The sequence below is a fragment of the Chloroflexota bacterium genome, from assembly GCA_014360905.1.
Classification (GTDB): domain Bacteria; phylum Chloroflexota; class Anaerolineae; order UBA2200; family UBA2200; genus JACIWX01.
This window is the reverse complement of record JACIWW010000025.1, coordinates 1-26,638: the sequence shown is the minus strand read 5'-3', so window position 1 is coordinate 26,638 and position 26,638 is coordinate 1. Positions and strand designations below refer to the sequence as shown.

Here is a 26,638-nt window from a genome sequence, read left to right as displayed (position 1 = left end):
GAAATATTATATCATAATCGAACCGATGCTCAGTTTACAGCCTTCCCTCGCCGGCGAGCTAGCTCTTGTCTCCTCTGACCATTCTCATCCGCCACTGGCACATAATGCGCCAAAAAACTAGCCTTCAAGGCAGCAAATGTGCCCTCCAGAATCGCTTGCCGTATACGTCGCATTAGTTCGAGCATGAAATAGAGATTGTGGATTGTATTCAAACGCAATCCCAGAATCTCATCTGCCTTGTACAGGTGATGCAAGTAAGCCAATGTGAAGTGCCGACAGGTATAGCAACCACAGCCCTCCTCGATGGGCTGTGCCTTTTCTGCGAATTCGGCTTTGCGCAGGTTGATGCGTCCGCGCGAAGTGAACAAAGCACCATTGCGTGCCAGGCGCGTGGGCAGTGCGCAATCGAAGATGTCAATGCCCCGTTCTACACCTTCGAACAGGTCCTCCGGTGAGCCAACCCCCATCAGATAGCGCGGCTTGTCTTCCGGCAAAAAGGGTACCGTGAAATCCAGTGTCTCCCAGGTCTTTTCCTTCGGTTCGCCTACGCTCAGGCCACCAATTGCATACCCTGTAAACCCCAGGGAAGTCAGAAATTGGGCGCTCTTTTGACGCAGGTCAGGGAAAATACCCCCCTGCACGATGCCAAACAATGCCTGGTCTGGCCGAGCATGGGCACGCAGGCAGCGTTCAGCCCAGTGATGAGTGCGTTGCAACGCGGCTTTGTTGTACTCATAATCCATCGGATCCGGGCATTCATCCAGAGCCATGATGATGTCCGCACCGAGTTTTTCCTGTACCTGGATAGATTTTTCCGGCGAGAAAAAATGCTCGGAACCGTCTATGTGCGAACGGAAGATGACACCTTCATCGCTAACTTTGCGCAGGCTCTCCAGGCTAAACACCTGGAACCCCCCGCTATCGGTGAGGATTGGCCTGTCCCAGCCCATGAAGCGATGCAGCCCGCCAAGACGGGCAATCACGTCTGCCCCAGGACGGAGATAGAGGTGGTAGGTATTGGCCAAGATGAGCGTGGTGCCCATCTCCACCAATTCGTCCGGGGTCAGGGTCTTGACCGTGGCCTGGGTGCCTACAGGAGCAAAAACGGGTGTGGGGATCACACCGTGCGGTGTATAAAGCGCACCAGCGCGAGCATGGCTATGTGCATCTGATTTCTCTACGATGAAATGAAACGAAGTGCTCATTCTACGTCCGAAATTTGCTGACAGGCTTGCTCTGCTGCTCGCGCAATCCGTCCTTCCTGCACCAACCGCTTTACGCTCTCAATGTGTGGATACATGATCTCATCGCTGGCGATGAAAGGCACCCGCTCGCGGATAGCCTGATAAGCCGCCCCTGTGCCGCGCCCCAGTCGTGAAGCGGGTTGAGTCCGTCGTCTGAAATCCACGCCCTGTGCTGCGCACAGCAGCTCCAAAGCAACAATGGTCTCAACGTGCTCGATGATTTGTTCCGCTTTGCGTGCCGCAGTTGCACCCATACTGACATGATCCTCAGCATTGGCCGAGGTAGGAATCGAGTCCGCGCTGGCTGGATGAGCCAGTACCTTGTTCTCCGAAGCCAACGCTGCTGCTGTGTACTGCACCATCATGAAACCAGAATTGAGCCCCCCCTGATCGGTCAAGAACGGTGGCAGCATGCCGCCATTGCTCGCTGGGTCGAGCAAGCGCGCGATACGCCGCTCAGACATATTGCCCAGGTCGGTCAGCGCCAGGCCAAGGTAGTCCATGGCCAGCGCCACCGGCTCCCCATGAAAGTTGCCACCAGAAAGTGCTATTTCCGTTCCCCCTTCGCGAAAGAGCAGTGGGTTGTCCGTCGCTGCGTTCAATTCGATTGTGAGGACAGATTGAACATGAGCAACGACATCGCGAATGGCACCATGCACTTGCGGCACGCAACGCAGCGTGTAGGCATCCTGCACGCTGCCATTATCGTCACTTCGTACGAACTCGCTGCCTTCAAGCAGCGTTCTCATGTGCGCCGCACATGCTATTTGACCAGGATAGGGACGCAGCGCATGCAACCGTGGATCCAAAGCCCGCGGCGTGCCACAGAGTGCTTCCATGCTCAACGCAGCAGCAACATCTGCAGTCTCCATCAATTTCCGCGCTCGTTCACACGCCAAACAGCCAATGGCTGTCATAAGGCTCGTGCCGTTCAATAGGGCAACGCCTTCCTTCGCTTTCAGAGCAATGGGCCTCAGACCACTTCGCCGTAGGGCATTTGAGGCACTCAAGCGCTCGCCTCGGTACATGGCTTCACCCAGGCCAATCAATACCACTGCCATATGCGCTAACGGAGCCAAATCCCCACTCGCCCCAACCGATCCCTGCGCAGGTACAACGGGATGTACACCGTGATTCAGCAGGTCCAGCAGTGCCTGCAGGGTTTCCAGACGGATTCCGGAGTAGCCTTTGGCTAAAGTATTTGCTCGGATCACCATCATAGCACGTACCGTGGCTTCAGGCAGCGGCGCTCCCACACCAACCGTATGGCTCATCAGCAGATTGCGTTGCAGTTGTGCCACCTGATGCGCAGCAATGGTACGATCCTTGAATGCACCAAAGCCGGTCGTGATGCCATACACAACCTCCTGACGGGTGATAAGGCGTTCCACCGCTTCCCGGCAGGCGCGAACCCGTTCCATTGCTTCGGGAGCCAACTCCACGCGAATCGCTTCCGGCTGTTGCCAGGCATCAGCAACCCGAACCACTGTGTCAATAGTAAGCCCCTCACCATCGAGGGTTACTGTCTGCATGTAACTCTCCTTATTACTGGCTTATCGGGCACACCCCACTCAGGCTATTGTTGCATAGAACATTTGCACTGTCAAATGTTAGAAACTAGGATTCTTGTTACATCGCAATTCGCGTACGCCGGACTCTGAGGCTACGATAACCATGGAGGCTAGTCCAATGAAAAGCCCATTGTCCACTACACCTGGAATGCAGTTGAGTGCGCACTCCAGCTTTGCCGGATCCTCAATCCGCGCAAAGCGACAATCCACAATGTAATTCCCTTCATCGGAGACGTAGGGCTCTGTGCCCCTCATGCGCAGCACGGGCTCGCAGCCAAAGCCTTTGAGTTGTTTCAAATAAGTGCCCCAACCAAATGGGATCACCTCGACCGGCAGCGGTGCTTTGGTGCCCAGCACCTGCACCAGTTTGGAGTCATCCACTATGATTACGACGCGGCGCGAGGCACGTGCCACGATCTTTTCATGCACTAGCGCTCCTCCCAACCCTTTGATCAAGGCTAGATGGGGGTCCACTTCATCCGCACCATCAATAGTGAGATCAATCACCGGATGCTCGCGCAGAGTTGTGAGAGGTATGCCCACCTCCTTGGCGATTCTCTCCGTTTCGCTGGACGTTGGCACTCCGACGATATCCCGCAGTCGGCCATCGCGCAATCGCTCGCCAATCATTTCAACAGCATAACGTGCGGTTGACCCGGTACCTAAGCCAAGCACCATGCCGTTCGTTACCATCTCAACAGCCCTGGCCGCAGCCATTTGCTTCAGATTTATCCCCATGATTCCTCACCTCCTCCACCTATCCTCTTCAGCCATCCTGATCAAACGACCGCCGATGGAAACGAAAATGCTCATCGATATGCTCACGAACAAAAGCAGTATCATGCCCGCCAGCATAGATATGGTATTCAAATGGAATATGCAGGGACCGCAATGCAGCCGCAAAAGCATCGTTTTGTGGGCGATCAAACGCTTCCTCTGCCGTACAGAACTGGAGCGCGGTACCAGCCAAGTTTGGCGCTCTCTGGGTTGGATTATACTCTTGCCACACTGTCAGATCTGAACCAAGCAACCGGCCAAGGCGATAATGGGCTGGGAAAAGTTGCGCAATATCCAACGGCCCCAGCAAGGAAGATGCTGCTCCGAACAGCTCAGGGTGCTGACTGGCGAGCAACATGGCACCGTAGCCGCCCATGCTGAAGCCACTGATGCCGCGCGCTTCGCGCCTAGCAATCGTACGGTAATGCAGGTCAACAAACTGCACCAGCTCCAGCACATACTGGCCATAGCACAAATGAGGTAACACTGGACTATCCAGCCACCAGCCTTGGTCGCCATCGGGTATGACAAGCAAAGCTTCGCCGAGCAGGGACACGTGCTGTTGCGGACAGACCTCGCGCATCACAGAGTGGCGATTATGTCCTGAGCCGTGCAACAGATACAGCACCGGATAGCAGTTCGCACTCTCCTGTTCATAGCTGTCTGGCAGGTACAGCACGAAAGCCATGCGCTTTCTGAGCGCCTGACTGTGCCAGCGAACTTCCCGAAAGCCACTCGGCAGTGGCATACCACGACCGAGAAACCGCCCCAGAGGCAAGTTGACCATCTGTCTTCTCAGCCTTCGGGCTTGCTCCGCCCTAGCCATACGCCTAGGAGAATCCCCACTGCACCTAGAGCTTGCAGCGGTTGCATGCTCTCGCCAAGGAAAGCCCAGGCCACCAATACGGAAACCACTGGTGTGAAGTAGGAATACACAGCAGTACGTACGCTCCCTACCCGTTGCACCCCCGTGTTCCAAATGACATACCCAATACCAATAGCAATCCCAGAAGAGTAGAGCAGCCCTAGCCAGCTTTTGTAAGAGATAGCATGCCAATCTTGAGCCCAAAAATCAGGCAGTGCTGCTATGATCAACAACGGGGTAGTAGCAGTTATGATCCAGGCAGTGGCTTTCAGCGCCGAAGTGCGCTGGACCAGACGCTTCAGCAATACGGTATAAGTCGCCCAACTGATGGTTGAACAAAGCACCAACAGGTTCCCCAGTACTGTTCGCCTATCGATCGCCACCCTATTGTTAGCGCCAGTAAGGAGGAGAAAAATGCCCAGGAAGGAAAGGAAAATGCCTGTCCAATTTCGGCCACTAAGCTTTTCTGCTTTGGTCAAGGTACTCACAAGCGCTACAAAGATGGGTGAAGTGGAAAGGAGAAGTGATGTGCTGCTCGCACTGCTACGTGCAAGACCATGAATGAACAGGACTTGATAGATAAAGTTGCCAATGAAACTCAGCAGCAAAACTAACCCCAAATCGCGGCGGGCGATGGTCAGATCACGTTCTATCAACCAGGCTAGTATCAAAGTGAGCACCGAAGCTCCAGCAAAGCGCAGGGCATTGAAGGCCATTGGCGTCATCTCCATCAACGCCGACTTGACCACCGTGAAATTGGCGCCCCAGATAACGACCATGGCTAGCAATGCGATATCCATGAAGCCAAAGGTATGTGACTTATCCATTTCGTGCAGCCTTATATTGCAGTGATTCAACTAGAATGTGAACTGCTTCCTCTGGTGTATTGGCCAGTTGCAAGTACTGCAAATCATCTGGACGAAGGATCAATGCATCAGTGCAAAAACGGAGCAGGCCGTACCAAGGGTCACTCAACAGGATGAACGGCCGTGGGGGGATGGAGTGGGTTTGCATCATGCTCCAGACCGTACTGACTTCGGTTAGCGTACCCACCCCTCCTTTCAGAGCAATGAACCCCTGACCCATCTCAATAATCGTGCGGAGACGCTCTAGGAACGTGGCTGTTCGCACCTCCTTGTCTAGCCACGCATTCGCTTTCATGTGCGCGAACCAACTGGTCGTCACTCCGATGACTAAACCACCAGCCTCTTTGGCTCCGCGGCTTACTGCTTCCATCACCCCACCATACCCACCATTGCACACCGCCAGCCCTGCCTTTGCCAAAAGTGCGCCTACTACCCTAGCCTCCTCATACGCAGAGCTGCCGCGTTCGACCTGCGAACTACCAAATACAGACACGACGTTGACTACTTCGCTCATATCCGCCCCTTCTAGATCATATCAAATATCAACGATTGTTTTGCTGGTCCACAGTTTGGACGGCATTTTGCTGCAGGCTTCAGTCCTATCCATGGTCATTGCTTGTCCAGTCGCTCGCGGTAGTCCCGCAAAAGGCCAATGCCCCAATCAATGGCAAAATACGCCTCACTGCGCAGGACGGGGTCAGCGCCAGGCAGCAATAGCTTGCCCTTGCAAATAATGCGGTAAGCATCCAATGCCTGTTCATGCAACGCCTCGAGGCCATCTGGAGGCTCGATGGATTGCAATGCCTGCAGAATCCTAGCCACTTCATCGGGCGACATGTCGTAGATGCGCAGGATTACATCATCCGAAGTATATTTCATCGTCAGCATCATATAAATGGCATGGGCATCCGGAGTAGGAAGTGGCACGACTGTGGGTATTGTTTGCTGCTTACAACCAGCTAGCAGCAAAACAGCCAATGCCAGAAGCCAAAAACGGCTATTTCCTCTAAGGCATTTGCTCAAGAGCCCTTCCTTCTATACCGCTTTGACGCGCTTGATTTCGAAAACCACGGGATTCTGGGCATCTGGGCAGGCATGTGTCGCTACATCTTTGTGCTCTGCAGCCAACCAGGGGAAATCAGCACCATAACGCATAGCAAAGACCTTGGGCAGAAAGCTGTACAAGGCACTTATGCAGATCCGTCCGTTAATGGTCTCGCCATCGAAAGTGATCTGGTCGCCGACCTGATGGCCAAAACGGCAGGTACCATTCACCGCTCGCACAGTCACGATAATTTTATATGGCTCAAATGTGGTAGCCTGGCCTAATGGGGGAGTGAATATGGCCAGCAATAGCAGATCTGTTTGGCCAGTGTTCTTGACGCCGTGCACCACCCCGGGCTTGGCATGCGCGCAGGAGCCAGGATAGCAAGGCACAAGCCGCTCTTCGACACAAAAGGCTCCTTCTCCAGAAAGCACATAAAAGGTCTCTGCTGAATGTTCATGTATGTGCGGCGAAATCTCAGCGCCGGGAGTGATACGCACCAATTTCGCTTCGAGGTCATTGCTTATTTCGTTGCCCACTAGGGTTTGGGTATATACCCCAGCACAGGTCCGATGAGGCGCCCAGGCTAGGGATTTCGTATCTACAATGTGGAGTTCTGCCACGTTCTCACTTCCTTTCTCGATCGCAACTTGCTGCTCGTAAAATGATGTACAAAACAGCCAGAAATTCGCTTCGTGACCCTGCACCTGGATTATACCCTGCCTAACCTTGACAGCAAAGCTCCCCTCGCTTGATTAGATTGTATCATACACGGCAAGGTTAGCTCCTATACCGCTGAAAACTGGTCATGCACGCTCGATCGATGTGCTTGGGAGCAATTCCTTAGGGTTCTGTATCAATTGATTTGGCATGCCACTTGTGATACAATGTTTTCATCTAGCCTTCTGCAAGGAGGAAAGCATGCCTGGCAAGACCCTATGCCGATACCTGTTGACGATTGTATTCATACTGTCCACTGTTGCTTGCCACATCGCCACTCCCACACCAACCGTACAGCCCACAGCGATCCCAACGCGCAAATGGACAGGGCCCAAGCCACTCATCGCGCAGAATTTCGAGCGCTGGACAGAACAACCGCCCACCATGGTTGACCTGACTATATTGTGGGGACCCTACATGTCCGAAAGAGAGTGGGGTAACCCGCGAGAAGCTGTGGATGGGAATGGCTGGGGCCTCACCTACGAGATGGCCATGGATACCAAGTACCGGTATGGCGAGGATGGCATAGCTGGCTGGACTGATCTGCAAGAGACAATCTGCTTCGCCTTTGGCTTCTGGGATGAGCGGCAGCCCTATGTCACAGAAAGGCTCTACGGACTGAGCAATCCGGAGGGCAAATACGGGGAAACCATCCTGGAGCAGCGCATTTTCTGGGAGAACACCCCTACCCATAGCTATGCCCGTTATGAATATCACTACCCGCGCGAAAAACCCAACTTCACCGTGGACATCACGTACGCCAAGCGTAACAATCAGACCACGCTGGTACAGGTCAAGGTAACTGCAACGGAAGCGGGTATATTGCATCTTCTTCCCCTTGTCTGGCTGCGCGGCGATGGGTATGTACAACGATTGGATTGGAACGCTTATGACGTGGCTTACAATGGCGGCCACTTTGTAGTCAAGACAGCAGCCGCACCGTCAAGCTGGCAAATCTCATCCAATGCCACGGGCAAAAAAGGCGATTTCAACCGCGCCATGACCAAGAACAAGCAACTGGCCAATGCGGGTGAAGGCAACCGCGCCGCATGGGATCTGGCCTTATCCTTGCAAGCAGGAGAATCACGAACGGTGTACCTGGCACTAGCCAACGCGGCGAGCACAAACGAGGCAGAGCGCAATGCAGATGCTACATTAGCCAACGCTCAAGCCATCCTCGCCAAGCGACAATCTGAGGCTGAGGCGTTGTACCGAAACGAAGTAACGGAGCACCAGGATGTCTACCGCTATGCTCTGATGAATCTCCTGTGGAACAAGATGTACTATGAATACGATGGTTCATTTGAGTCGCATTGGAGTGGGAAAGTAGATATCCATAACGTAGTACTTGTGCCGGACAAGTGGGAATTCCCCTGGCCCGCAATGTGGGACACTTGCTTTCAGGCCAAGGTCGCCACGCTGACCGACATCAACGTAGCGAAAGATGATTTGCTGCTCTTCCTCAGTCCACGTTGGCAGACTGACACTGGCCATGTGCCGAATGTGGAGTGGGACCTCGATGCTGAAACGCCTCCCCTCTTCGCCTGGGCTGCCTGGGAAATCTACAAGACCGACGGAGATCGCTATTTCCTCGAGCGCATCTTTCCCAGGCTTGAGAAGCACTACTCCTACTGCCGCAGGGCTTTTGACGAAGATGGGGACGGCTTGTATACAGGCGGGTTCATGGGCATGGACAACATACCGCGCCCGAGTGGGCCCGACGTGGAACAAGCCGATACTTCCGCTTGGATGGCTTTCTTCGCCAAGCACATGAGCGCTATTGCCCAAGCGCTAGGCTACGCGAACCGGGTGGAACAATACGAGAGCGATTATGTCACGCTGGTACAGCATATCAACAGCCAGTTGTGGAATGAGGAAGATGGTTTCTATTACGACCGCGATGTAAATGGCCCACTGCGCATCAAGTCGTATGTTGGTTTGATTCCACTCATCGCCGGTGTGCCTGATGAAGAGCGCGCCAAGCGTGTACTCGCCCATCTGAGCAACCCCTATGAGTTCTGGTCTGACTATGGTATCCGCAGCATGGCGCGCAATGAGACGATTTACGAGGCAGGCTACTCTAGTTCTGGTTGGAAAAACTCCAATTGGCGAGGCCCCATCTGGATACCCATCAACTACTTGCTGGTACAGGCGCTGAGCACCTATGATGCCACTCTGGCTGAACAGTTGCGCGAGAACCTGGTCCACACCGTGGAACGAGAATGGCAAGCCACGCACCACTTCTTCGAGTACTATCATGGCGAAACTGGCAAAGGTCTCGGCGCCGACCACCAAACCGGCTGGACTGCCCTTGTAGCCAACCTCGTCCAAGAGCGCTGGGGACGGTAAACAAAACCCCAAAGGTTCGACGAACCTTTGGGGTTCTTCTTACTCCTTCGCTCTCGGCACGCCTGGCATGAACTTCAGGGCAGTGCGCCGCTTGGCCTGGGATTTCATCTCCAATTCCTGAGAGGCCATCTCTAGAGAAATCAGCTTTTCCACCGCCGCAATCCAGGCGCCAGACTTGATGGGTGTATGGCGCACGCGGTGCCGCCTGACTAACAAAGCCTCCGGCACTGGACAGACTTGCGTACAGGCGCCACAGTAGAGACAAAATCGGTCATCGAGAATGAGATTACCATCTTTCATGAACAGAGCATGAGTGGGGCAAATGTCCGCACAAGCCTGACAGCCCGGTGGGCAGAGGCTTCTCTCTAGACGGATGATACCCTCAAAGGGATGGGTAACCTGGAAAGTTTCCGGGCTGACAACCTCGCATTGCTTGCAGTAAATGCAGTTGCTCGTATCTACTTGCATGCTCTCAACTGCAGTGACCTTCCGCCCCTTACGCTTGGCCTCTACAGTAATGACATCGGTCGGGCAAGCCTCAACCACCGTATCCGCTAGCTCCGGAGGCAGTCTCGCCCCATCCCATTTGATTTCCTTGACTAGCACTGGGAAAACCTCATATTCCCAGACCGGGATGCGCACTTGTCCGTCTACCAGCATATTCAAGGCGTTTACCGGGCAAACCACCACGCACTCCCCGCAGAAGTTGCACTTCTGGGGATCAATGTCTACGGCTGGGCGTTGAACCAACCGTCCATTCTCAAGCACCCCGCGTGCCAATGTAATAGCTTCTTTAGGACATACAGCCACGCACAGATCGCAACCTACACATCTCTGCCGGTCCAATTCCAGCAAATGATGGCGCGTGATCATTTTGCGTTCCAAACGCAAAGTGGCTTCATCGGATAGCTTGATGGTCGTACCGCGTTTCATGCACTCCTCCAGAGTATAAAGATGATCCAAAAAGTCCCATGCCATAATAATAGTTAAGCATGGCTTCCCAGCTCGCTGTTTTCTGGATCATCTTAGTATTCTTGGGGCAAGCCCTCCAGTTGAGCATAGCTAAAAACTGGCCCATCCTTACACACATAATATGGCCCAATATTGCAACGTCCACATTTGCCTATGCCGCATTTCATGCGTCGTTCCAAAGAAGAATAGATACGTTCTGGTGGGAATCCAAGAGCAGTGAGCTTGGGCATGGTAAAGCGAATCATAACTGGCGGGCCACAAATAACGGCATATGCATCCTTGGAACTCGGCGCCACACGTTCGACTACGTCTGGCACAAAGCCCACATGTTTTGTCCAGCCAGGCACCGCCTGGTCAATCGTGAGGTATACTTTGACGTCCTCGCGCTGTTCCCAGGAAGCCAGGTCTTCCTTGTACAGGAGCAATCCCGGCTGACGGGCACCATAGATAATGGTGATATCCCGAAAACGGGGGCGGTGCAGCGGGTCCAAGATGTATTTAGTCAAAGCACGCAAAGTGGTAAAAGCAAAGCCACCGCCAATTATCACCACGCTATGTTCTTCGAACTTTTCGAGAGGGTAGCCATTTCCCAAAGGTCCACGCAAGCCCACAATTTCACCTTCTCCCATATTGTGTAATGCAGTGGTGAGGACTCCTGCCTTGTTCACAGTGAATTTAAGCGGGCCTGGCTCGGTCGGGGACGAAGCAATTCCAAAGGGGGCTTCACCCTTACCAAATACGGAAATCTCGCAGAACTGACCTGGGCGGAAGCGAAAGCCCGCAGCATCCTTCTCGTGCACGAACGACAGCTCAAACGTTTTCAACATGTTGTCGTCAGTCTCGATATGCACACGTTCGATGCGCATAGGAACCGGTAAGTACGGATTAGTTGGGGCTTTAACCGATACCTCAAAGGTTTCTACAGATGTCATCAAGCCGCTCCTAACTGCACAAGTATCTGACGAATGTCAAGATTCACGGGACACAATTGGACACAACGCCCACAACCCACGCAACCGATAACGCCCTGGTTGACCAGGTAATAGTCAAATTTATGCATCAGACGCTGCCGTGTTCGTTCCTTCCCGCTGGGTCGAGGGTTGTGCCCCGATGCTTCCAGTGTGTAGATACAATACTGGCAGGTATCCCAATTGCGGACACGTTGGCCACAGGAAGAGGTGCCCTCATCCACAATGTCGAAGCAGTGGCAAACGGGACAAAGAAACGTACATACGCCGCAACCCAGGCAAGTGGCTTGTACCTCATCCCAGAAGGGATTGTTGATCATCGCATCCAAACGCTGTTTGATCGCCTCCATATTCATGGGTGGAGGCAAGTGCTTAAGTGCTGTCTCCTCTATGGCTCTGGCCGCTTCCAAATCTTTGTCGCTCGCTGGATGAAACCACGATGCTTGGAGCAGTTTCTTGCCCTTCTGTGTAAGGGCTTCTGCCAGATAGGCATCCCCAAGGTCTGTGAGAAAAACATCCACTCCTTCCTTCTTAAATGGCCCTCCCCCGACTGACGTGCAGAAACACGTGCTCAGTGGTCGGTTGCAACCAATGCCAATAATGGTTGTCTTGTCCCGCTTGTTTGCGTAGTAGACATCACGCACATCTGGGGTATTGAACACGGCGTCCTGCACCAACAATGCCTGGACATCGCACGGTCGAACTCCCCATAAGATTCGCTCACCTTCCACTGTATCTAAGGGTCGCAGCTGAAGGTCACTTGCGGTTCTAACATACTGAAATAGCGTTTCAGTTTGGGGGAAGAACACTCCTTTGGGCGGCTCACGCGTTACCAGGCAATCCCAGACTATATCGTCCGGCGAGGCGATCTGGCGATAAGCTACATAGTTAGCCACCCTTGTCGGTGCATAGACGGCATAGTCCTTCAATAACTGGGCGAGCCATTGGTTAATGTCTGCTTTAGCAATCTTTTTGTTCATAAATACCCCGCTGTACAATGACTTGCAACGACTCCGTTCAATATTTCACGATCTCTAGCCTGTAAAATCAGGGTCTTTATCAGGTCGAAACACAGCCAGAGGTGGTAGCTCGCCTACCACCAGACCAGTTTCAAATCCGTATAATTCTCGTACGTCTTTATTCAACTTGCCATTGAGATATACCAAGTCTATCTCCATAGGGCAAGCACGTTCACAAGCGCCACAATCCACACACCGTCCTGTCAGATGATAGGCACGGCCTATCTGCCAACCCTGCAAACCGGCTGGGGTAGCGCCAGACTCGATCCATCGTGGTGTAGTGTGATCTACGAAGCATTCCTCACAATAGCACATGGGACAAGCCTGGCGGCAAGCGTAGCAGCGAATGCAGCGCTCTGCTTCAGAGGCAAAGTATGCTGCCCGTTCGGCAGGAGATTTCCTCTCCATCTCTCGCACATAGACGTATGGATCCTCTGACCATATCGCAACCGGCTCCGCCAGCAACACATCGTATAACACTGGGTTGGGGTGCACACATGCTGCACAGGAGCGATACAACACCTCTGAGCGAGGCATGCGCAAGGAAAAACTTTCGCCCTCGACAATAACCTCCTCGCCCTCCTCGCGGGCAGCAAGCACTTCGCCCGGCGCGCGACGCGCCACGATGCGCCGATCCACCATACCCCGACAGGGAATGCCCAAAATGTAAATCTTTTCCCGCTCCAACTGATGCTCAGTAATCAGAGCAACAATGGAACGGCTATCACAACCTTTAGCGACAATCGCTACCTTTTTGTTCCTCAGTCCGCGTAGATAACGCGCCAAATTGTTCTCGCAGAAGGAATTCCATATTAAGCGTTCTACATCTGCAGCCTTGCGGACAAAGAACGGGGCAGCGCGGAGAGGCAATGTCCCCTTTGTAAAGCCAATGACGACATCTACCTCGCCCGCTTCCAATAGCCGCCTGGCTTCTCGTTGAATCGCTTCAGTGAGCTCCTGCATGATGATCCTCTTATCCTTATGAAATTACATCGGACATGGGACAACTTCACGGGTGGTCAGCGCTTGCACTGGGCCTAGATTACGCACATCTTGAAGTAGACTTTCCACGAGACTGGGCAATTTCCCCCGATCTGTTTCGCCCAGCCAAGCCAATTGCACCCGCTTTTGCTCCAGCCCTACATACTCAAGAAAGTTTTTCAGGGTAGCAAATTTACGGCGCGCTAAATAATTGCCCTCTTTGTAATGGCAACGCCCTGGTTCGCAACCCACGACGAGAATGCCATCAGCACCATATTGGAATGCCGACATGAGCATAAGCGGGTTCACGCGTCCGGAACAAGGCACCTCCACAAGATACACGTTCTGTGGAAAAGCAAGGCGCTGTGTCCAGTCTGAATCCGATTTCAGAGACCATTGGCACAGGAAAACGACGATCTTGGGTTGCCATTCACTCATGCCGCCACCTCTAGCAGTTTTTGTTGAACGCGCTGTAACAGCATCTCGTCGCTATAATCAAGCAGGTCAATGGAGGCTGAGCGACAGGAAGCAGCACACACACCACAGCTCATGCATAGTGTGGTATTTACCTGAGCTACCGTCTTTTCATGGCCCAGCACCCGCTTTTTCACCAATTCCACCGCATCATATGGGCATACTTCGACGCAAAGCCCACAGCCCACACAAGTACGCTCGTTGACCCGTGCTACTGGGCCGGGTGGAGAATAGCCTTCGCGCAGGGCAATAGTGCGAAAGGCCTTGAAGAGGTCAGAGATGCGAATGCCCTGCGGACAGTGCCTATAGCAATCATCACACGCTGAGCAGCGCCAGATCACATGGCTGCTCAGTACCTCTTTACGCATGCCCAATATAGCCATGCGCAGGATACGCCGTGGGTTATAGTCTGGGTAATGACGACGGATCAGACAGGTAGCCATGCACGTCCCGCAGGAATAACAGCGTATCAGGTTCTCTCCACCCGGCTCGGCCATTACCTCATCTTTAAAACCTGGATCATACTGGCTAAGACGTTGCACTTCTTCAGCTCCTCCGCTTGCTAGATTGCCGGGCGTTAAGCGACTGTCTTTTCAATAGCCTTGGCCACGTCTGGAATCTCGGGCAAACGACGCAACCGCCGCTCTAGCTCTGGACGTACTCTTTCATTCTCTTCTTTGAGCGCCTGAGGATCGAATGATCTGAGCACCTCATCCATCTCACGGATCACCTGGGCATATTTGGCGCCCTCTGCTGCGGAGATCCATTCCACACGGAAACGCTTAGGTGAGATGCCAATTTCTTCCAGACGCTTTGCTAACCGCTCAAAACGCTCTGCCGCCACTCTTTGCCCCGTAATATAGTGGCAGTCTTGTGGGTGACAGCCAGAGACCAACACCATACCCGCCCCTAGCCGGAATGCCTCGTAGACAAAGTCCTGATCCTGACGTGCGGAACACATCACGCGAATGCCTCGAGAGGAAGCGGGGTACTCAAAATGACTGGTTCCAGCGTTGTCTGCACCGCCATAGCTACACCAGTGGCACATAAATGCAATAATCTTTTTCTCCGGTTCTTTGGCCAGCAGAGCATGCAACTGGGCAATGATCTGGGCGTCTGTGAAGTGCATCTGAGTAATAGCATTATGCGGGCATTCGGCCACACAGCCGCCGCAGCCGTGGCATTTCGCAGGCATGACCTCTGCCGCTTTGCCCTGCTCCACGACAATCGCATTATAGGGACATTTGGTTGCACAGATGCCGCATTTCTTGCCCTGAGCAGAGATACAGCGATCCTCCCAAACGTGAGCTACTATGGGCTCTATCTCCCATTTTTCGGCATTGAGAATGCGCGCGGCCCGGGCTGCAGCACCACTGCCTTGTGCTACACTAGCAGGGATATCCTTCGGCCCTTGAGCGGCGCCTGCCAGGAAGACACCATCGGTGGGTGAGTCAACCGGACGCAGCTTGGGGTGATATTCCATGAAGAATCCGCCTGGGCTGCGGCTGATATTCAGTATGGAACTCATGTGCTCGGTATCCAGTCGTGGCACAGCCGCTGTAGATAAGACTACCAACTCCGTTTCTAACTCAATCACCTGTCCCAGACCTACATCTTCAGCCTGGATGAACAGGTTGCCGGTTCGGGGATCTTCGGTAATAATAGAAGGACGCCCTTGGATGAAACGAATGCCCATCTCACGCGCTCGTCGGTAGAATTCCTCATAGCCCTTGGCAGGCGTGCGGATGTCCATATAGAAGATGGTGATGTCAGCGTCCGGATAGGTCTGCTTCCACTGCACTGCATTCTTGATTGTATACATGCAGCAAAAGCCAGAGCAGTACAGATTGAAGCGCTCATCGCGCGAGCCAACGCATTGGATGAAAGCTATCTTCCGAGGCAACTTCTTGTCCGAGGGGCGTATAATCTGGCCCGCGGTTGGCCCGGCGGAATTGCTGATGCGTTCCAACTCCAGCGTAGTGATGACGTTATCGTAGCGACCATAACCATATTCGGTAACTTCAGAGGGATCGAAACTGTCAAAGCCGGTCGCAACGATAATACTGCCCACATCTAACCATCTCTGCTTCGGCTGCTGGCTAAAGTCAATCGCATCCAATTTGCCACAGGCATCCACACACTTGTAGCACTTGATGCAGTGATCTATGTCAATGACATATCGCAATGGGACAGCCTGGCTTTGTGGGATGTAAATCGCCTTGCGTGGTGCTATACCTTCCTCGAACTCATTAGGCACTTCAATGGGGCAGACAGGCGCACAGGCACCGCAGCCGTTGCAGCGATCCATGTCCACATAGCGTGGCTTTTCCTCCACCAGGACCTTGAAGTTGCCGATAAAGCCCTCGACTCGTTTCACCTCGGTATAGGTGAGGAGTTCGATATTCGGGTGACGCGACGCGTCAACCATCTTGGGGGCCAATATTCAGATGGAACAGTCCATTGTAGGGAAGGTCTTGTTGAGTTGAGCCATCCTTCCCCCGATGCTCGGCTCCTTTTCAACCAGGTAGGTCATAATGCCCATATCGGCCAGGTCGAGCGCTGCGCTAATTCCAGCGATGCCACCACCGATGACCATCGCTGCCTTGGTAACAGGCACCTCGATCATGTCCAGGGGTGTCAGGAAACGAGCTTTAGCCACCGCCGCCGCGACCACTTCCTTGGCTTTTTGCAGAGCTGCATCAGGTTCATGTGAATGCACCCACGTATCCTGCTCCCGGATGTTAGCCATCTCGAACAGGAACGGATTCAACCCTGCCTGGGCGACACAAGCTCGGAAAGTGGGCTCATGCAGTCGAACAGAGCAGGCAGCTACGACGACACGGTTGAGGTTGTATTTCTGAATATCCTCCTGGATCTGTCGCTGACCAGGATCCGAGCATGTATAAAGTTGGTCTGTGGCAAAGACCACATCCGGCAAAGTGAACGCATACTCCGCCACTGCCTTGGGATCAATGACACCCCCGATGTTCGATCCACAGTGGCAAACGTATACACCGATTCTCAAATCCCCATTTTCGCTCATCTACTTCCCCTTGCAAAAACTTTCCACTTCGTGGCACTTTTCACACGAAGTGGCGGACAAGGCGTCTCCGCTTCATCCGCCACTCCCTTGTTTCGTTTTGTTCAACTACCTATAAGCTCTTGCAGCAGTTTGCTGACGACCTCGCGCCTGGTCTTCTGCGCCACGACTTCCGGAGCACTCAGGGAAAGCGCCTTCTTTTCGCAGTACAACACGCACTGTGGCTCACCCAGATCAGCACAGAGATCGCAAATCTCAACTTTCTTCGTGGCAGGGTTGAGCAGAATTGCGCCAAAGTCGCAAGCCTCGATGCACCAGCCACAGCCATCGCACTTGTCCTCGTCCACCCGAATAATACCTCTCTCGGGATCTTGCGTCAGTGCGTTGCGCGGACAGGCCAGGACACAGGGGGCATCATTGCACATGCGACACGACACGGACAGCATGACAATAGGCTCGATACGCACATTGCGAATGCGCGAAAGGGCTGGGTCAAAAACCTGGTGTTTCGTCATAGAGCACGCGAACTCGCAATCTCCGCAACCCACACACTTGTCGGGGTCGCAAACAATGTGTTGAAATTGTTTCTCCATCTTAGACTCCTATATCCTCAGCGATGTCATCCAATCCCAGGGAAATAAGTTTTTCCTTGGGAATGAGTCCTTCTGGTGTCCAGCCACGTGCCTCATAATAGGACTGGAGCATCATGCGCAGGTCATCCTCTTTCACATAAGCCCCCTTGGAGCCTCCAGAAGGCAAGGGATCCTTGAGCCAGCGTGGCGGAAGCCAGTCATCCTCCTTTGTCCAACCTTCGCGAATGTTGAATGCTTTCTTCAGGTTCCAGGATCGCTCCGTCAGCTTGTGCAGGTCCTCAGAAGTCATAGCGATGCCGGTTGTATAGGTGTACAGTTGAGGAATCTCGGTCCAAATGTCTTTGAAACAGCCTCGAATGAACTTGCAGAACATCATGATGTCAAAGACACCAGCGAACTCTTCTGTCTCCTTAGCTAGCCGCCCCCGTTCAGGGCCAGCTTTCAAGCGGTCCACTTCTCCCTTTGCGTCTGGTTCATAAGCAAGAGAGCGGTTGTGGCAGGGGCCTCGCGTGCCCACGGCGCAGCCCACGGCGAAGGTTTGCATGCCTCGTGCATCATAGCCGCAGCATTCCAAGCCCTTCACATGCATGGCAAAATGTTCTGAACCTTTGCCCACCTTGGCTGCTGCACGCTTGACGCCTTCGGCCAACAGATCGCCAATTCCTTCACGGTACGCGATTTTGCGCACCAGCTCAACCACAGCACGATCATTGCCCCAGACCGGTTCTAGGCCATCAAAGTCTTCTTTGGTGAGGATGCCACGCTGGAAGCATTCCATGGCCCAGGAGATGGTTACGCCAGTGCTCATGGTATCCATACCGTACCTATCGCAGCGATCAATAGCCGCAATGATAGCAGCCATAGAATCTATGCCACAGTTGGGTCCCAGAGCGAACAGGGATTCGTAATCAATCGAGGTCCTCGCTCCAGCGTAACTCCCTTCCTTCACGTGTGTGATCTGCTCACAGGCGATGGGACAGCCAGCACAGGCCACAGCCTTTTCCGTGTAATGTTCGTGCATGTACTCGCCGCTGACTTTCTCAGCGCCCTCAAATTCTCCCTGCTGGTAGTTTCGAGTAGGCAGAATGCCCAACCGATTCATATTCAACACATTCGAGGGCGTGCCTAGGATGCGGTATTTTTCCGTCTTGGTTGTCTGGGCTAATTCGTTCAGTTTCTTGCAAGCCGCGAGCAAATTCTGAGGATCAGCCACTCGGACGGATTTGGTGCCCCGGATCGCGAGAGCTTTCACCAACTTGGCTCCCAAGGCTGCGCCTGGTCCAGTTCGTCCTGCCTGGCGTCCACGGTCATTGGTCAGGTTGGCAAAACGCACTAGGCGCTCGCCCGCAGGGCCTACGGTGCAGGCGCGAACACGCTCATCGCCCACTTTGGCACGGATTGCTTCCTCCGTTTCAAAAGTCTCCATACCCCATAGGTCTGAGGCATCGTTGAAATAGACTGCATCATCGTCCACGAAAATCCAAATGGGACGATCCGCCTTGCCCTTGACAACGATGCCATCATAGCCGGCTCGTTTCATCGCTGCGGCAAAATAACTGCCGGCCAGACAATCGCCGAGGAATCCGGTCAACGGGGATTTGGTGGCCACTGCATACTTGGTTCCCACGGGAACCATCGTGCCCGAGAAAGCGCTGTTGGCAAAACAAACTGCATTCTCTGGACCTAGTGGGTCTGCACCTTTTGGGATGTTCTCGTAGGCTAGCCGCGAGGCCATGCACACACCGCCAACATACTTCCTCAACCACTCCTCGTCTACGCGCTGCACGTGCGTCTTGCGTTCAGATACATCGATGTGTAAGATCTTGCCCCAATACATGACTTTATCCTCCTGCCTCCACAAAGAGTAATAGTAATCGTTCCCCTTCCTTGGGTTGGTACTCTAAACTGCGTGGAACGTGTCGTGCGTTGACATTGAAAAAGTAAGGCGATTCCAATTCGTAACTGTTGGGATCAATCAGATCCCCCAAAAAGGCCGGGAACTTGGCTGCCAATGCCTTAACAACATCACGCAGCGTAGCCCCCGCCGGTACTTGCACCGTGGTTTCTTTGACCCCGCTTAAACGCCGCGGAAGACCAAAAAACTCAACTGTGAACTCCATAGCCTGACTCGCCTTCCTCGGGTTACCTACCTCAAAACGCAGCCTGGTGAACTTTTGTATCCACCATTGATAGAGCATTTATGGCAACTAAGCGCTAACTCCACTGTTTATCTGGAGTTATATCATCATTTTACTACGATTTGTTGAATTGTCAAAATCTTTCCTAGGGGAAAACGCAGCAGAATGCCCTGTTGGGAAAGTTATATACTGTATCGCCAGCCGATCCACTATCATCATGATTAAGCCACATACCACAAACCCTGATAGCTACTGGCAAAATAAGGTACAGAAGGATAAAGATCACAAAGCATGATTTAGCACAAACATTGTGCCTATGATAAAGCACCCTGTGATCTCGAACTTGGCGCATGCATTATAGCCCAAATTTCGGAAAATGCAAACAAAACAAGCAATTCCTCGCCTTCAATTGGCCAAAAGGGGATTTGTCACTAGAATAAAGTAGTATATTTACTGCCCATGGAGTTGCTATGGATTTGTTAAGCGAGTTAAATCCCGCGCAAAGAAAGGCTGTAGAAGCATTGCACGGCCCTGTGTTGATTTTGGCAGGACCTGGGTCGGGCAAAACCCGCGTGCTCACGTATCGCATTGCCTATCTCGTGAAGCAATGCGGTATAGACCCCTATAACCTGATGGCGGTTACCTTTACCAACAAGGCAGCCAAGGAGATGCGTGGTCGATTGGAAAGACTGATCGGGCAGCAGCAATTGGAGCGTCTGACCATTGGCACATTCCATGCCATCTGCGCCCGCATCTTGCGCCGCGAAGCGCAAACGTTGGGTTTGCCTTCCAACTTCATCATCTATGACCAAGATGATCAAGTCGGTCTCATTCGGCAAGCGCTGCGCGAACTCAATCTGGACGAGAAACTGTACCGTCCAACGGCTATTCAGGCTGCCATCTCCAAAGCAAAGCGCGCTTTGCTGACGCCCGAGCAATACAATCCACCCACTTATTGGCACGAAATCGTCGCACGGGTGTACAGCCGTTACTGGGAACTGCTCCGTGCAAACAGCGCCTTGGATTTCGATGATCTCTTGATGCTCGCCGTTCAATTGTTCACCGAACACCCCACGATACGACAGAAATATCAGCACCGCTACGTATACGTCTTAGTGGACGAATTTCAGGACACAGACAATGCCCAGTACGAGTGGTTAAGGCTGCTGACTGCTGAACACAAAAACCTCTTCGTCGTTGGAGATGAAGACCAGAGCATCTATGGATGGCGTGGAGCCGACTTTCGCAACATTCTCCGCTTTCGTAAGGACTATCCAGAAGCACAGGTGGTGCTTTTGGAACAGAATTACCGTTCAACGCAAAACATCCTCGATGCTGCCAGGCACGTTATTGCCCTCAACACCCAACGCACGGATAAGAAGCTGTGGACCAACAATGAAACGGGTTTGCCCATTATTGTTCATGAGGCCTACGACGAGCAAGAAGAAGCCGAGTTTCTCGTGAGTGAAATCGAAAACTTGGTAGCAAAGCGCATGGTCTGTCTAAGTGATTGCGCGGTAATGTATCGGACCAATGCCCAATCTCGTGTGTTAGAAGATGCCTTTGTCCGCCACGGATTACCCTACAAACTCGTCGGGGCTACTCGCTTCTATGAACGCCGTGAAATCAAAGACGTGCTAGCTTACTTGCGCTTGATCCATAACCCCTACGATGACATCAGCTTGAAACGTATCTTAAACGTGCCACCACGCGGCATTGGCGATAGGACAAGAGAAACCCTCGAAAAGTGGGCCGAAGCGAACCACATCCCTTTGTACACCGCGTTGCAACTGCTGAAACAAGGACAGGAGACGTCCGCATCCAGCCAGGATACACTAACACAGGAAGCCCTATCCACTCCTATGTCATTGCCTTTCGATAGCCGCAGTGCCAAGAACCTACTTTCCCTCCTGGACCTGCTCGATCATCTCCTCGCTATCCGCGGCGAGAGCAGCGCGCTCCAGCTTCTGGACAGGCTCCTGGCAGATTCGGGGTACAGTGAATATATCCGGGACGGCACTGAGGAAGGTGAGGAACGATGGGAAAACATCCAGGAATTGCGTACCGTAGCTCAAGAATACGCTCATCTGCCACCCGATACCGCTCTAACTACTTTCCTCGAGGATGTGGCGTTGGTCTCGGATGTGGACAATCTGCGCGAAGAGACCAATGCCGTCACACTGCTTACCTTGCACATGGCCAAAGGGCTTGAGTTCGACACCGTGTTTATCGCTGGCTTCGAGGAGGGCATATTGCCCCATAGCCGCTCCCTAGAGGAACCTGAAGAAATGGAAGAGGAGCGCCGCTTGTGCTATGTAGGTATGACGCGGGCCAAATGCCGTTTATATCTGGTCTATACCTTCCGCCGCACACGTTTTGGCAACCAGGCAACGAGTCAGCCCTCTCGTTTCCTGCGCGATATCCCCAGCCGCTTGATAAAAGGGGCTATTATTCCGGCCCCAGCCCGCCTGAAAGCCGATCTCGGACAGGCTTCACCCGCTAGACAGACATCCGGCTCCTTCCATCCGGGTGATCGTGTGCGGCATCCTCAATTCGGTGAGGGCATCGTGGTCAACAGCCAGATGCAAGGCCAGGATGAGGAAGTAATCGTTGCCTTTGCTGGCAAGGTCGGTATCAAACGCTTGCTGACCAGCTTTGCTGCATTGAAACTCATTGACCGGCCAGAGTGAAGCAAAAGGGGGGAATGATGCGCGCATCATTCCCCCTGTGCTGATTCTGGGCAGAAACTCATTACGGCGGAGTCAATTGCTCAAACTCCCTTAGAAGGCGTATCAGTTCTTGCAGCTTCCTTTCCAACTCGATAATCTTGGCCTCCAACGCTGCTAGTCGATCCTCTGGACGCTCGGTGAAAATCAGACTTCCAAATAGCTCAGGCCGACTACTGGTAGTCGTCCCCTCCCAAATCAGGTATGCATCCCAGTTTCCCCCATCATCATCGTCGTGTATGCCAATCGTGAATCCCATTACTGTGCCTGAGATAGGAATACCAGGCAGCAACTGAGAGATGGGGATGGCGACCTCGATGTCATATCCCTCTTTGGTTCCCAGGACAACCGCCTTGATGTTCGTAGTCGGTACACCTCGATCCGTAATGCGGCCATCCACGACGATGGTGTATTGGTGGTCATCCCACCCCCAGGCATACTGGTCATAAAGTCCGTCTAGTCCGATTTCCACTCCATCGTCACGCCAGACATCGGTGCTATCTGCCATGACAACATCGTCTTTGACTTGTATGGCAAAATACAGCGTGTTGTTATCCCAACCGCTGCGGATTATAGCGCTGAGGTCGTTCACACTATCTATGCGGCCTGAAAACGAATAGGCTGTATTCCGGTTGAGATCGATGCTCTCAAGAGCTGGCCAATCGCTCAATAGACCATCAATTACGGGCGGAGCGATCAAACGCGCGCTGTACAGGCTTCTCGTGGAGGTAGCCTGAAGGGCGGAGGCAGGGTGAATAATCACAGTAGAAGTACCCTCTTTCGCACTCGCTCCCAATAACCGCAGCCCAATGACGAGAGTGGCTATCACCATAATCAAAATGATCGCTACTTTTCTCATTGGTTCTCTCCTCTGTTCGATAAGGAAACCTGACTATTCATCTCTCTACTTTCTTTATCGTTCAAACTGACTCAAGCGCCTGAAGATATCTATAATCCTCGCCAGCAATTCTTGCACAATGCCCACGCGTCTTTCCATATCTGCGATATAGTCCATAATGCTAGTCGCTGTTGGCGTAGGTCCTACGATAGGTGTCGGAGTAGGCGATATGATGGGTGCCGGTGACGGGGTAGCCGTGTGAATAGGCGTTGGCGCGGCAGAAGGAGTTAAGGTTTGAGTAGGAGTGGGCGTAGGCGTCTTTGGCAGCGGTGTAAACGTTGCCTCTGGCGCAGTGTAGTCAATCACCAACTGAGGGCGCGTAGAAATACTAGGATAATTGGCGCTCGCAAAATTGTAAGCCACCGAAGCCGAGCCCAAACCGCGCAGGAGCAAGCCATAATTCGTTTGTGGGCTGTTCACCCAACCTCGCACCAAATCGCTAATATCAAATTCGTACCAGATTTTGAGTAAAGACACCGTTTGTGTGACCACCGGGGTTGTTTCCCGGTCTGCCCCTGGCCCATTAGCACCAGGCATGCCCCAGACTTCCTCGATAGATGCCTTCTCCCAGTTGGCTTCTGTATCAACCCAAGGCCGCAGTAGGCGGTACACTTCCACGGTCATTTCCACCGCAGCATCGCGTTCATAAGGGTAAATTCGCAGAACCGCCTCGTTGATATTTGCTTGTGGGGGAATGCTCGATAAGTCGAATCGGATCAAACTCACAGAAGAATTATCATCCTTGACCCGTAGATTGGCCTGCCGACCAAAGCTGCTAGAAGGACTGGAGGATGTGATGTATGTGTCATTCGTGCCTGCATACCCCAATATCCCCTGTTGCAAGGTGACCACGTTGCGACCACCAGGGAACAAAGTAGGAGTAGGTGAAAGCACTGGCGTATTCGTTACGGTTGGCGATGGTCCCGGTGTCAGCGTATCTGTAGGACGAGGAGTTTGGGTAGGGGTATTGGTTGGCGTCTCTGTTCGCGTTGGTGTTGGTGGTGTGAAAGTGCCGGCGGGCGTCACAGTTGGCGTGCGGGTCGGAGTTATCGTCGGAGTAGATGTTCGTGTCGGTGTATGCGTTGGCGTACGCGTTATCGTGGGAGTAGGAGTTACCGTGGGTGTCTTGGTCGGCGGCCTAGTCCTAGTTGGGCTGGGTGTAGGCAACTGCAGTCCTTCCCCACTCACGATCAGGCGATGGATGTACTCATTCCCATCGTTGTTGCAATTAATGCGGAAATCCATCCCTCCAGGCAACCCATTGGCAAAATACGCATCATTCACCTTCCACGTGTAATCCACCCACGTGTTCACCGGCCCAAGCCCTGCACCCTTGCTCACCCTCCGCTCCACCAGGTTGCCGTAGTAATCACGATACTCCAACGAAAACGTATCCGTGCCCTGATTCACCAACGTCACCGTGATCGTCCACGACACCGGCCCGCCCGCTGCCTTGGGAACATGCCCAGCATACGGATACCGATCATCCACATCAAAGGACATATAGGGATTGCCTGTAGCCTGATCCGTGCGCCTGGTGCTGTGCCAGGCATAGATATGGTCGCGTGCCGGAGTAGGCAATTCATTCCGTGCATCCCCGATCAAAGCCACTGTGCGCCCACCAGGCGTCGTATCCCAACGATACAACCAGTACATGAAATCTCCACGATGAGGCCCATAGCATTTGTAGATGCCATCGCTGGCCTTCCAGCAACTATCGGAGTGCTTGGTCTCACGCAGCACTATCCACACATCAGGCGTATCTTCCACCGCTTTCCCCAGATGCACACGGGTAAAATCAAGAATGGGAAAACCGATGAGCTGTCCAGCGGTATAAGCATCTTCAATGTTGCGATATTGCACATCGAGGATGTAAGGGTGTACACTGAGACCCTCCATGAACATCCAATAGGCTCCATTTACACGTGGCACAACACCGCCAGGCTCAAAACCAGTCGGGATCAACTCATGGTAAAGCTGAGAAGATCCCATGACACCGCCTACCAGCACGCCATCGTAGCGAATCTCGGCATTCGGGCTGTCTACCTCCCAAGCATTGACTTTGACCCCGGTCATCTTCGAAGCAAATGAGGCCGCAAGAGCGCAATGGTGATGAATGTGGTGCAGTGTGGATTGGATAAACTGCGGAGTGTTGGGGAAAGCAAGGTTATAGGTACCCATCACGCGGTTAACCCAATTAAGGAAGGTCGGACTATCTCCTGTAGTGTAGGTGCAACCAAACACGTTCTTGCGCTCCATGGTTTCTTCATCCACTCCGGTGGCTATGTTGATCCAGGCCAGGTTGTAAAAGTCTGGATTGTTGTCGTAATGCTGTCCCATGGCCAGAATGAACTGATCAAACCAATACTGCCACACCGTATTGCCAAAGTTCGGGGTGCACATCGGCTTGCACGGCCCCGATGGCCCATCCGGGTCATAGCATGAGGTGATGCTGCCCCCGCCCATAGAAGCTACCCAACTAGGCGTCCAGTTCACACCAATTTGTTCTGCCGTCTCGTGAAACGTCCAGGTTGTCACCGCGATGCCTACCGGCTTCGCGATGACGCTTCCATCCGGCAATGTAACCTTCATCTCTTGGGCCTTTAGGATATACTCATCCGTTTTTGTCCAGTCATAGACGCCTTTGTATGGATTTAGATGAGCCCACACAAACTCCCACCATCCTCCCAATGCACCCCATTCTGGATGACCGCGCACTACTTCAATGCCGCCAAACTGATTTGTGTACGTGAAATAGTAATTGGGATTACCCCAATCACCATTCCACCAATCCGTCATCACGAAAATGACCGGCGGCAGATTTATGGGAGAAGCGCGACCAGCGGCAGAAACAGGCCTCTCTTCAGCTTGGGGCGGCGGTGCAGGTAAAGTTGAGGAGGCCAACGACTCCGATACAGAGGCACATGAAGCGAGGAACAAGCCAACCAGGATGAGAACAATCAGAAGCAACACCACCATCACAAGCCAGAACCAGCGGTGATGATAGAAGGTGCCTGGGCTGCCGTGCATCACTAAGTTGTCCTCCTCCATTGTGTTGCGTTCTGGTTACTTTGAAGTAAATGCATGGTTGAATTATTTGATGCTAGATTAATATAGTATAATATTTAAATGCTCCTTTGTCAAAATACACGTGCGCTGGTAACTGTTCAGATTTGAGGTAAGAAATTTCAGCTTCGAGGTTAAGGGCCTTGAGCAAGCATACTGAAGCACTGCGTAAGGGGATTGAGCCCACGTGCTTTCCACGTCTCAAAGAGACTGGCCAGGGCCAACGTGATCCTGCTACCGCGGCTACTCCGCGTACCCCCGCTGATCTTGCGCGCTACCACCAGCGGACGAAGGCTCCGTTCGGCCAGATTGTTGTCCGCACTCAG

Annotated in this window: 23 protein-coding genes; 2 read left to right on the top strand and 21 right to left on the bottom strand. The window is 53.0% G+C overall.

The annotated features are described in order from the left end of the window. Positions 1 to 29: 29 nt before the first annotated feature. The 8 genes from tgt to H5T67_10310 all read right to left on the bottom strand — a co-directional run bounded on the left by tgt (position 30) and on the right by H5T67_10310 (position 6,991). Complete coding sequence (gene tgt / locus H5T67_10345; GenBank protein ID MBC7245712.1) at positions 30 to 1,205, bottom strand: tRNA guanosine(34) transglycosylase Tgt; 1,176 nt, start codon at positions 1,203 to 1,205, stop codon at positions 30 to 32. Then, a complete protein-coding gene (gene hutH / locus H5T67_10340; protein ID MBC7245711.1) occupies positions 1,202 to 2,776 on the bottom strand; it encodes a histidine ammonia-lyase in 1,575 nt (524 codons plus the stop codon). Before hutH ends, tgt begins: the two co-directional genes overlap by 4 nt. Before the next feature lie 78 nt (positions 2,777 to 2,854). Further along, entirely contained in the window at positions 2,855 to 3,553 is a 699-nt protein-coding gene (rpiA, locus tag H5T67_10335) for a ribose-5-phosphate isomerase RpiA (GenBank protein ID MBC7245710.1), read from the bottom strand. Positions 3,554 to 3,581: 28 nt separating this feature from the next. Continuing rightward, positions 3,582 to 4,379 (bottom strand): hypothetical protein, encoded by a 798-nt coding sequence (locus tag H5T67_10330; GenBank protein MBC7245709.1) that lies wholly within the window; start codon positions 4,377 to 4,379, stop codon positions 3,582 to 3,584. A gap of 8 nt (positions 4,380 to 4,387) precedes the next feature. Beyond that, positions 4,388 to 5,284 carry an EamA family transporter gene (locus tag H5T67_10325; protein MBC7245708.1) on the bottom strand — a complete coding sequence of 299 codons (897 nt, stop codon included), beginning with the start codon at positions 5,282 to 5,284 and terminating at the stop codon, positions 4,388 to 4,390. Next, complete coding sequence (locus H5T67_10320) at positions 5,277 to 5,837, bottom strand: LOG family protein (protein ID MBC7245707.1); 561 nt, start codon at positions 5,835 to 5,837, stop codon at positions 5,277 to 5,279. The genes H5T67_10325 and H5T67_10320 overlap by 8 nt, the downstream gene beginning before the upstream one ends. 95 nt (positions 5,838 to 5,932) lie before the next feature. Then, on the bottom strand, positions 5,933 to 6,346 hold the full coding sequence (locus H5T67_10315) for a hypothetical protein (protein MBC7245706.1): 414 nt from the start codon (positions 6,344 to 6,346) through the stop codon (positions 5,933 to 5,935). A gap of 12 nt (positions 6,347 to 6,358) precedes the next feature. Further along, positions 6,359 to 6,991 (bottom strand): TIGR04076 family protein, encoded by a 633-nt coding sequence (locus H5T67_10310; protein MBC7245705.1) that lies wholly within the window; start codon positions 6,989 to 6,991, stop codon positions 6,359 to 6,361. A 298-nt stretch (positions 6,992 to 7,289) separates the two neighbouring features. Here H5T67_10310 and H5T67_10305 point away from each other — a divergent pair, with 298 nt between their 5' ends. Continuing rightward, positions 7,290 to 9,437, top strand: a complete 2,148-nt coding sequence (locus tag H5T67_10305; GenBank protein ID MBC7245704.1) for a hypothetical protein — start codon at positions 7,290 to 7,292, stop codon at positions 9,435 to 9,437. A gap of 39 nt (positions 9,438 to 9,476) precedes the next feature. Here H5T67_10305 and H5T67_10300 read toward each other — a convergent pair whose 3' ends face one another. From H5T67_10300 to H5T67_10255, 10 genes are all read right to left on the bottom strand, one after another. Next, complete coding sequence (locus H5T67_10300; protein MBC7245703.1) at positions 9,477 to 10,370, bottom strand: 4Fe-4S binding protein; 894 nt, start codon at positions 10,368 to 10,370, stop codon at positions 9,477 to 9,479. 92 nt (positions 10,371 to 10,462) lie between these two features. Continuing rightward, entirely contained in the window at positions 10,463 to 11,341 is an 879-nt protein-coding gene (locus H5T67_10295) for an FAD/NAD(P)-binding protein (GenBank protein MBC7245702.1), read from the bottom strand. After that, positions 11,341 to 12,357: a 4Fe-4S dicluster domain-containing protein gene (locus H5T67_10290; protein MBC7245701.1), complete on the bottom strand. Its 1,017-nt coding sequence runs from the start codon at positions 12,355 to 12,357 to the stop codon at positions 11,341 to 11,343. The genes H5T67_10295 and H5T67_10290 overlap by 1 nt, the downstream gene beginning before the upstream one ends. A gap of 54 nt (positions 12,358 to 12,411) precedes the next feature. After that, a complete protein-coding gene (locus tag H5T67_10285; GenBank protein MBC7245700.1) occupies positions 12,412 to 13,359 on the bottom strand; it encodes a 4Fe-4S dicluster domain-containing protein in 948 nt (315 codons plus the stop codon). 24 nt (positions 13,360 to 13,383) lie between these two features. Next, a complete protein-coding gene (locus H5T67_10280) occupies positions 13,384 to 13,815 on the bottom strand; it encodes a hydrogenase iron-sulfur subunit (protein ID MBC7245699.1) in 432 nt (143 codons plus the stop codon). Further along, positions 13,812 to 14,393, bottom strand: a complete 582-nt coding sequence (locus H5T67_10275) for a 4Fe-4S dicluster domain-containing protein (protein ID MBC7245698.1) — start codon at positions 14,391 to 14,393, stop codon at positions 13,812 to 13,814. Before H5T67_10275 ends, H5T67_10280 begins: the two co-directional genes overlap by 4 nt. A 35-nt stretch (positions 14,394 to 14,428) precedes the next feature. Next, positions 14,429 to 16,894, bottom strand: coding sequence for a hydrogenase iron-sulfur subunit (locus H5T67_10270; GenBank protein MBC7245697.1), 2,466 nt, complete (start codon positions 16,892 to 16,894; stop codon positions 14,429 to 14,431). A gap of 101 nt (positions 16,895 to 16,995) precedes the next feature. Next, positions 16,996 to 17,484 carry a 4Fe-4S dicluster domain-containing protein gene (locus H5T67_10265; protein ID MBC7245696.1) on the bottom strand — a complete coding sequence of 163 codons (489 nt, stop codon included), beginning with the start codon at positions 17,482 to 17,484 and terminating at the stop codon, positions 16,996 to 16,998. Position 17,485: 1 nt separating this feature from the next. Then, positions 17,486 to 19,321, bottom strand: a complete 1,836-nt coding sequence (locus H5T67_10260) for an aldehyde ferredoxin oxidoreductase family protein (GenBank protein MBC7245695.1) — start codon at positions 19,319 to 19,321, stop codon at positions 17,486 to 17,488. Between the two features lie 4 nt (positions 19,322 to 19,325). Then, positions 19,326 to 19,604, bottom strand: coding sequence for a MoaD/ThiS family protein (locus H5T67_10255; GenBank protein ID MBC7245694.1), 279 nt, complete (start codon positions 19,602 to 19,604; stop codon positions 19,326 to 19,328). A gap of 488 nt (positions 19,605 to 20,092) precedes the next feature. Between H5T67_10255 and H5T67_10250 the strand changes: the two genes are divergently transcribed. Next, positions 20,093 to 22,312, top strand: a complete 2,220-nt coding sequence (locus H5T67_10250) for a UvrD-helicase domain-containing protein (protein ID MBC7245693.1) — start codon at positions 20,093 to 20,095, stop codon at positions 22,310 to 22,312. Positions 22,313 to 22,373: 61 nt separating this feature from the next. On the opposite strand, the gene H5T67_10245 is transcribed toward H5T67_10250, so the two are convergent. From H5T67_10245 to H5T67_10235, 3 genes are all read right to left on the bottom strand, one after another. Next, positions 22,374 to 23,207 carry a hypothetical protein gene (locus tag H5T67_10245; GenBank protein MBC7245692.1) on the bottom strand — a complete coding sequence of 278 codons (834 nt, stop codon included), beginning with the start codon at positions 23,205 to 23,207 and terminating at the stop codon, positions 22,374 to 22,376. Positions 23,208 to 23,261: 54 nt separating this feature from the next. Then, a complete protein-coding gene (locus H5T67_10240) occupies positions 23,262 to 26,279 on the bottom strand; it encodes a DNRLRE domain-containing protein (protein ID MBC7245691.1) in 3,018 nt (1,005 codons plus the stop codon). A gap of 167 nt (positions 26,280 to 26,446) precedes the next feature. Next, positions 26,447 to 26,638, bottom strand: a 192-nt coding sequence (locus H5T67_10235) for a transposase (protein ID MBC7245690.1), incomplete at its 5' end; no start/stop codon positions are given.

Excerpts from the sequence above, each read along its gene's own strand:
- H5T67_10260 (MBC7245695.1), bottom strand. The coding sequence starts at position 19,321 with ATGTATTGGGGCAAGATCTTACACATCGATGTATCTGAACGCAAGACG.
- H5T67_10245 (MBC7245692.1), bottom strand. The coding sequence starts at position 23,207 with ATGAGAAAAGTAGCGATCATTTTGATTATGGTGATAGCCACTCTCGTC.
- H5T67_10295 (MBC7245702.1), bottom strand. The coding sequence starts at position 11,341 with ATGACATCTGTAGAAACCTTTGAGGTATCGGTTAAAGCCCCAACTAAT.
- rpiA (MBC7245710.1), bottom strand. The coding sequence starts at position 3,553 with ATGGGGATAAATCTGAAGCAAATGGCTGCGGCCAGGGCTGTTGAGATG.
- tgt (MBC7245712.1), bottom strand. The coding sequence starts at position 1,205 with ATGAGCACTTCGTTTCATTTCATCGTAGAGAAATCAGATGCACATAGC.
- H5T67_10300 (MBC7245703.1), bottom strand. The coding sequence starts at position 10,370 with ATGAAACGCGGTACGACCATCAAGCTATCCGATGAAGCCACTTTGCGT.
- H5T67_10305 (MBC7245704.1), top strand. The coding sequence starts at position 7,290 with ATGCCTGGCAAGACCCTATGCCGATACCTGTTGACGATTGTATTCATA.
- H5T67_10330 (MBC7245709.1), bottom strand. The coding sequence starts at position 4,379 with ATGGTCAACTTGCCTCTGGGGCGGTTTCTCGGTCGTGGTATGCCACTG.
- H5T67_10290 (MBC7245701.1), bottom strand. The coding sequence starts at position 12,357 with ATGAACAAAAAGATTGCTAAAGCAGACATTAACCAATGGCTCGCCCAG.
- H5T67_10325 (MBC7245708.1), bottom strand. The coding sequence starts at position 5,284 with ATGGATAAGTCACATACCTTTGGCTTCATGGATATCGCATTGCTAGCC.
- hutH (MBC7245711.1), bottom strand. The coding sequence starts at position 2,776 with ATGCAGACAGTAACCCTCGATGGTGAGGGGCTTACTATTGACACAGTG.
- H5T67_10285 (MBC7245700.1), bottom strand. The coding sequence starts at position 13,359 with ATGCAGGAGCTCACTGAAGCGATTCAACGAGAAGCCAGGCGGCTATTG.
- H5T67_10250 (MBC7245693.1), top strand. The coding sequence starts at position 20,093 with ATGGATTTGTTAAGCGAGTTAAATCCCGCGCAAAGAAAGGCTGTAGAA.
- H5T67_10280 (MBC7245699.1), bottom strand. The coding sequence starts at position 13,815 with ATGAGTGAATGGCAACCCAAGATCGTCGTTTTCCTGTGCCAATGGTCT.
- H5T67_10255 (MBC7245694.1), bottom strand. The coding sequence starts at position 19,604 with ATGGAGTTCACAGTTGAGTTTTTTGGTCTTCCGCGGCGTTTAAGCGGG.
- H5T67_10265 (MBC7245696.1), bottom strand. The coding sequence starts at position 17,484 with ATGGAGAAACAATTTCAACACATTGTTTGCGACCCCGACAAGTGTGTG.
- H5T67_10320 (MBC7245707.1), bottom strand. The coding sequence starts at position 5,837 with ATGAGCGAAGTAGTCAACGTCGTGTCTGTATTTGGTAGTTCGCAGGTC.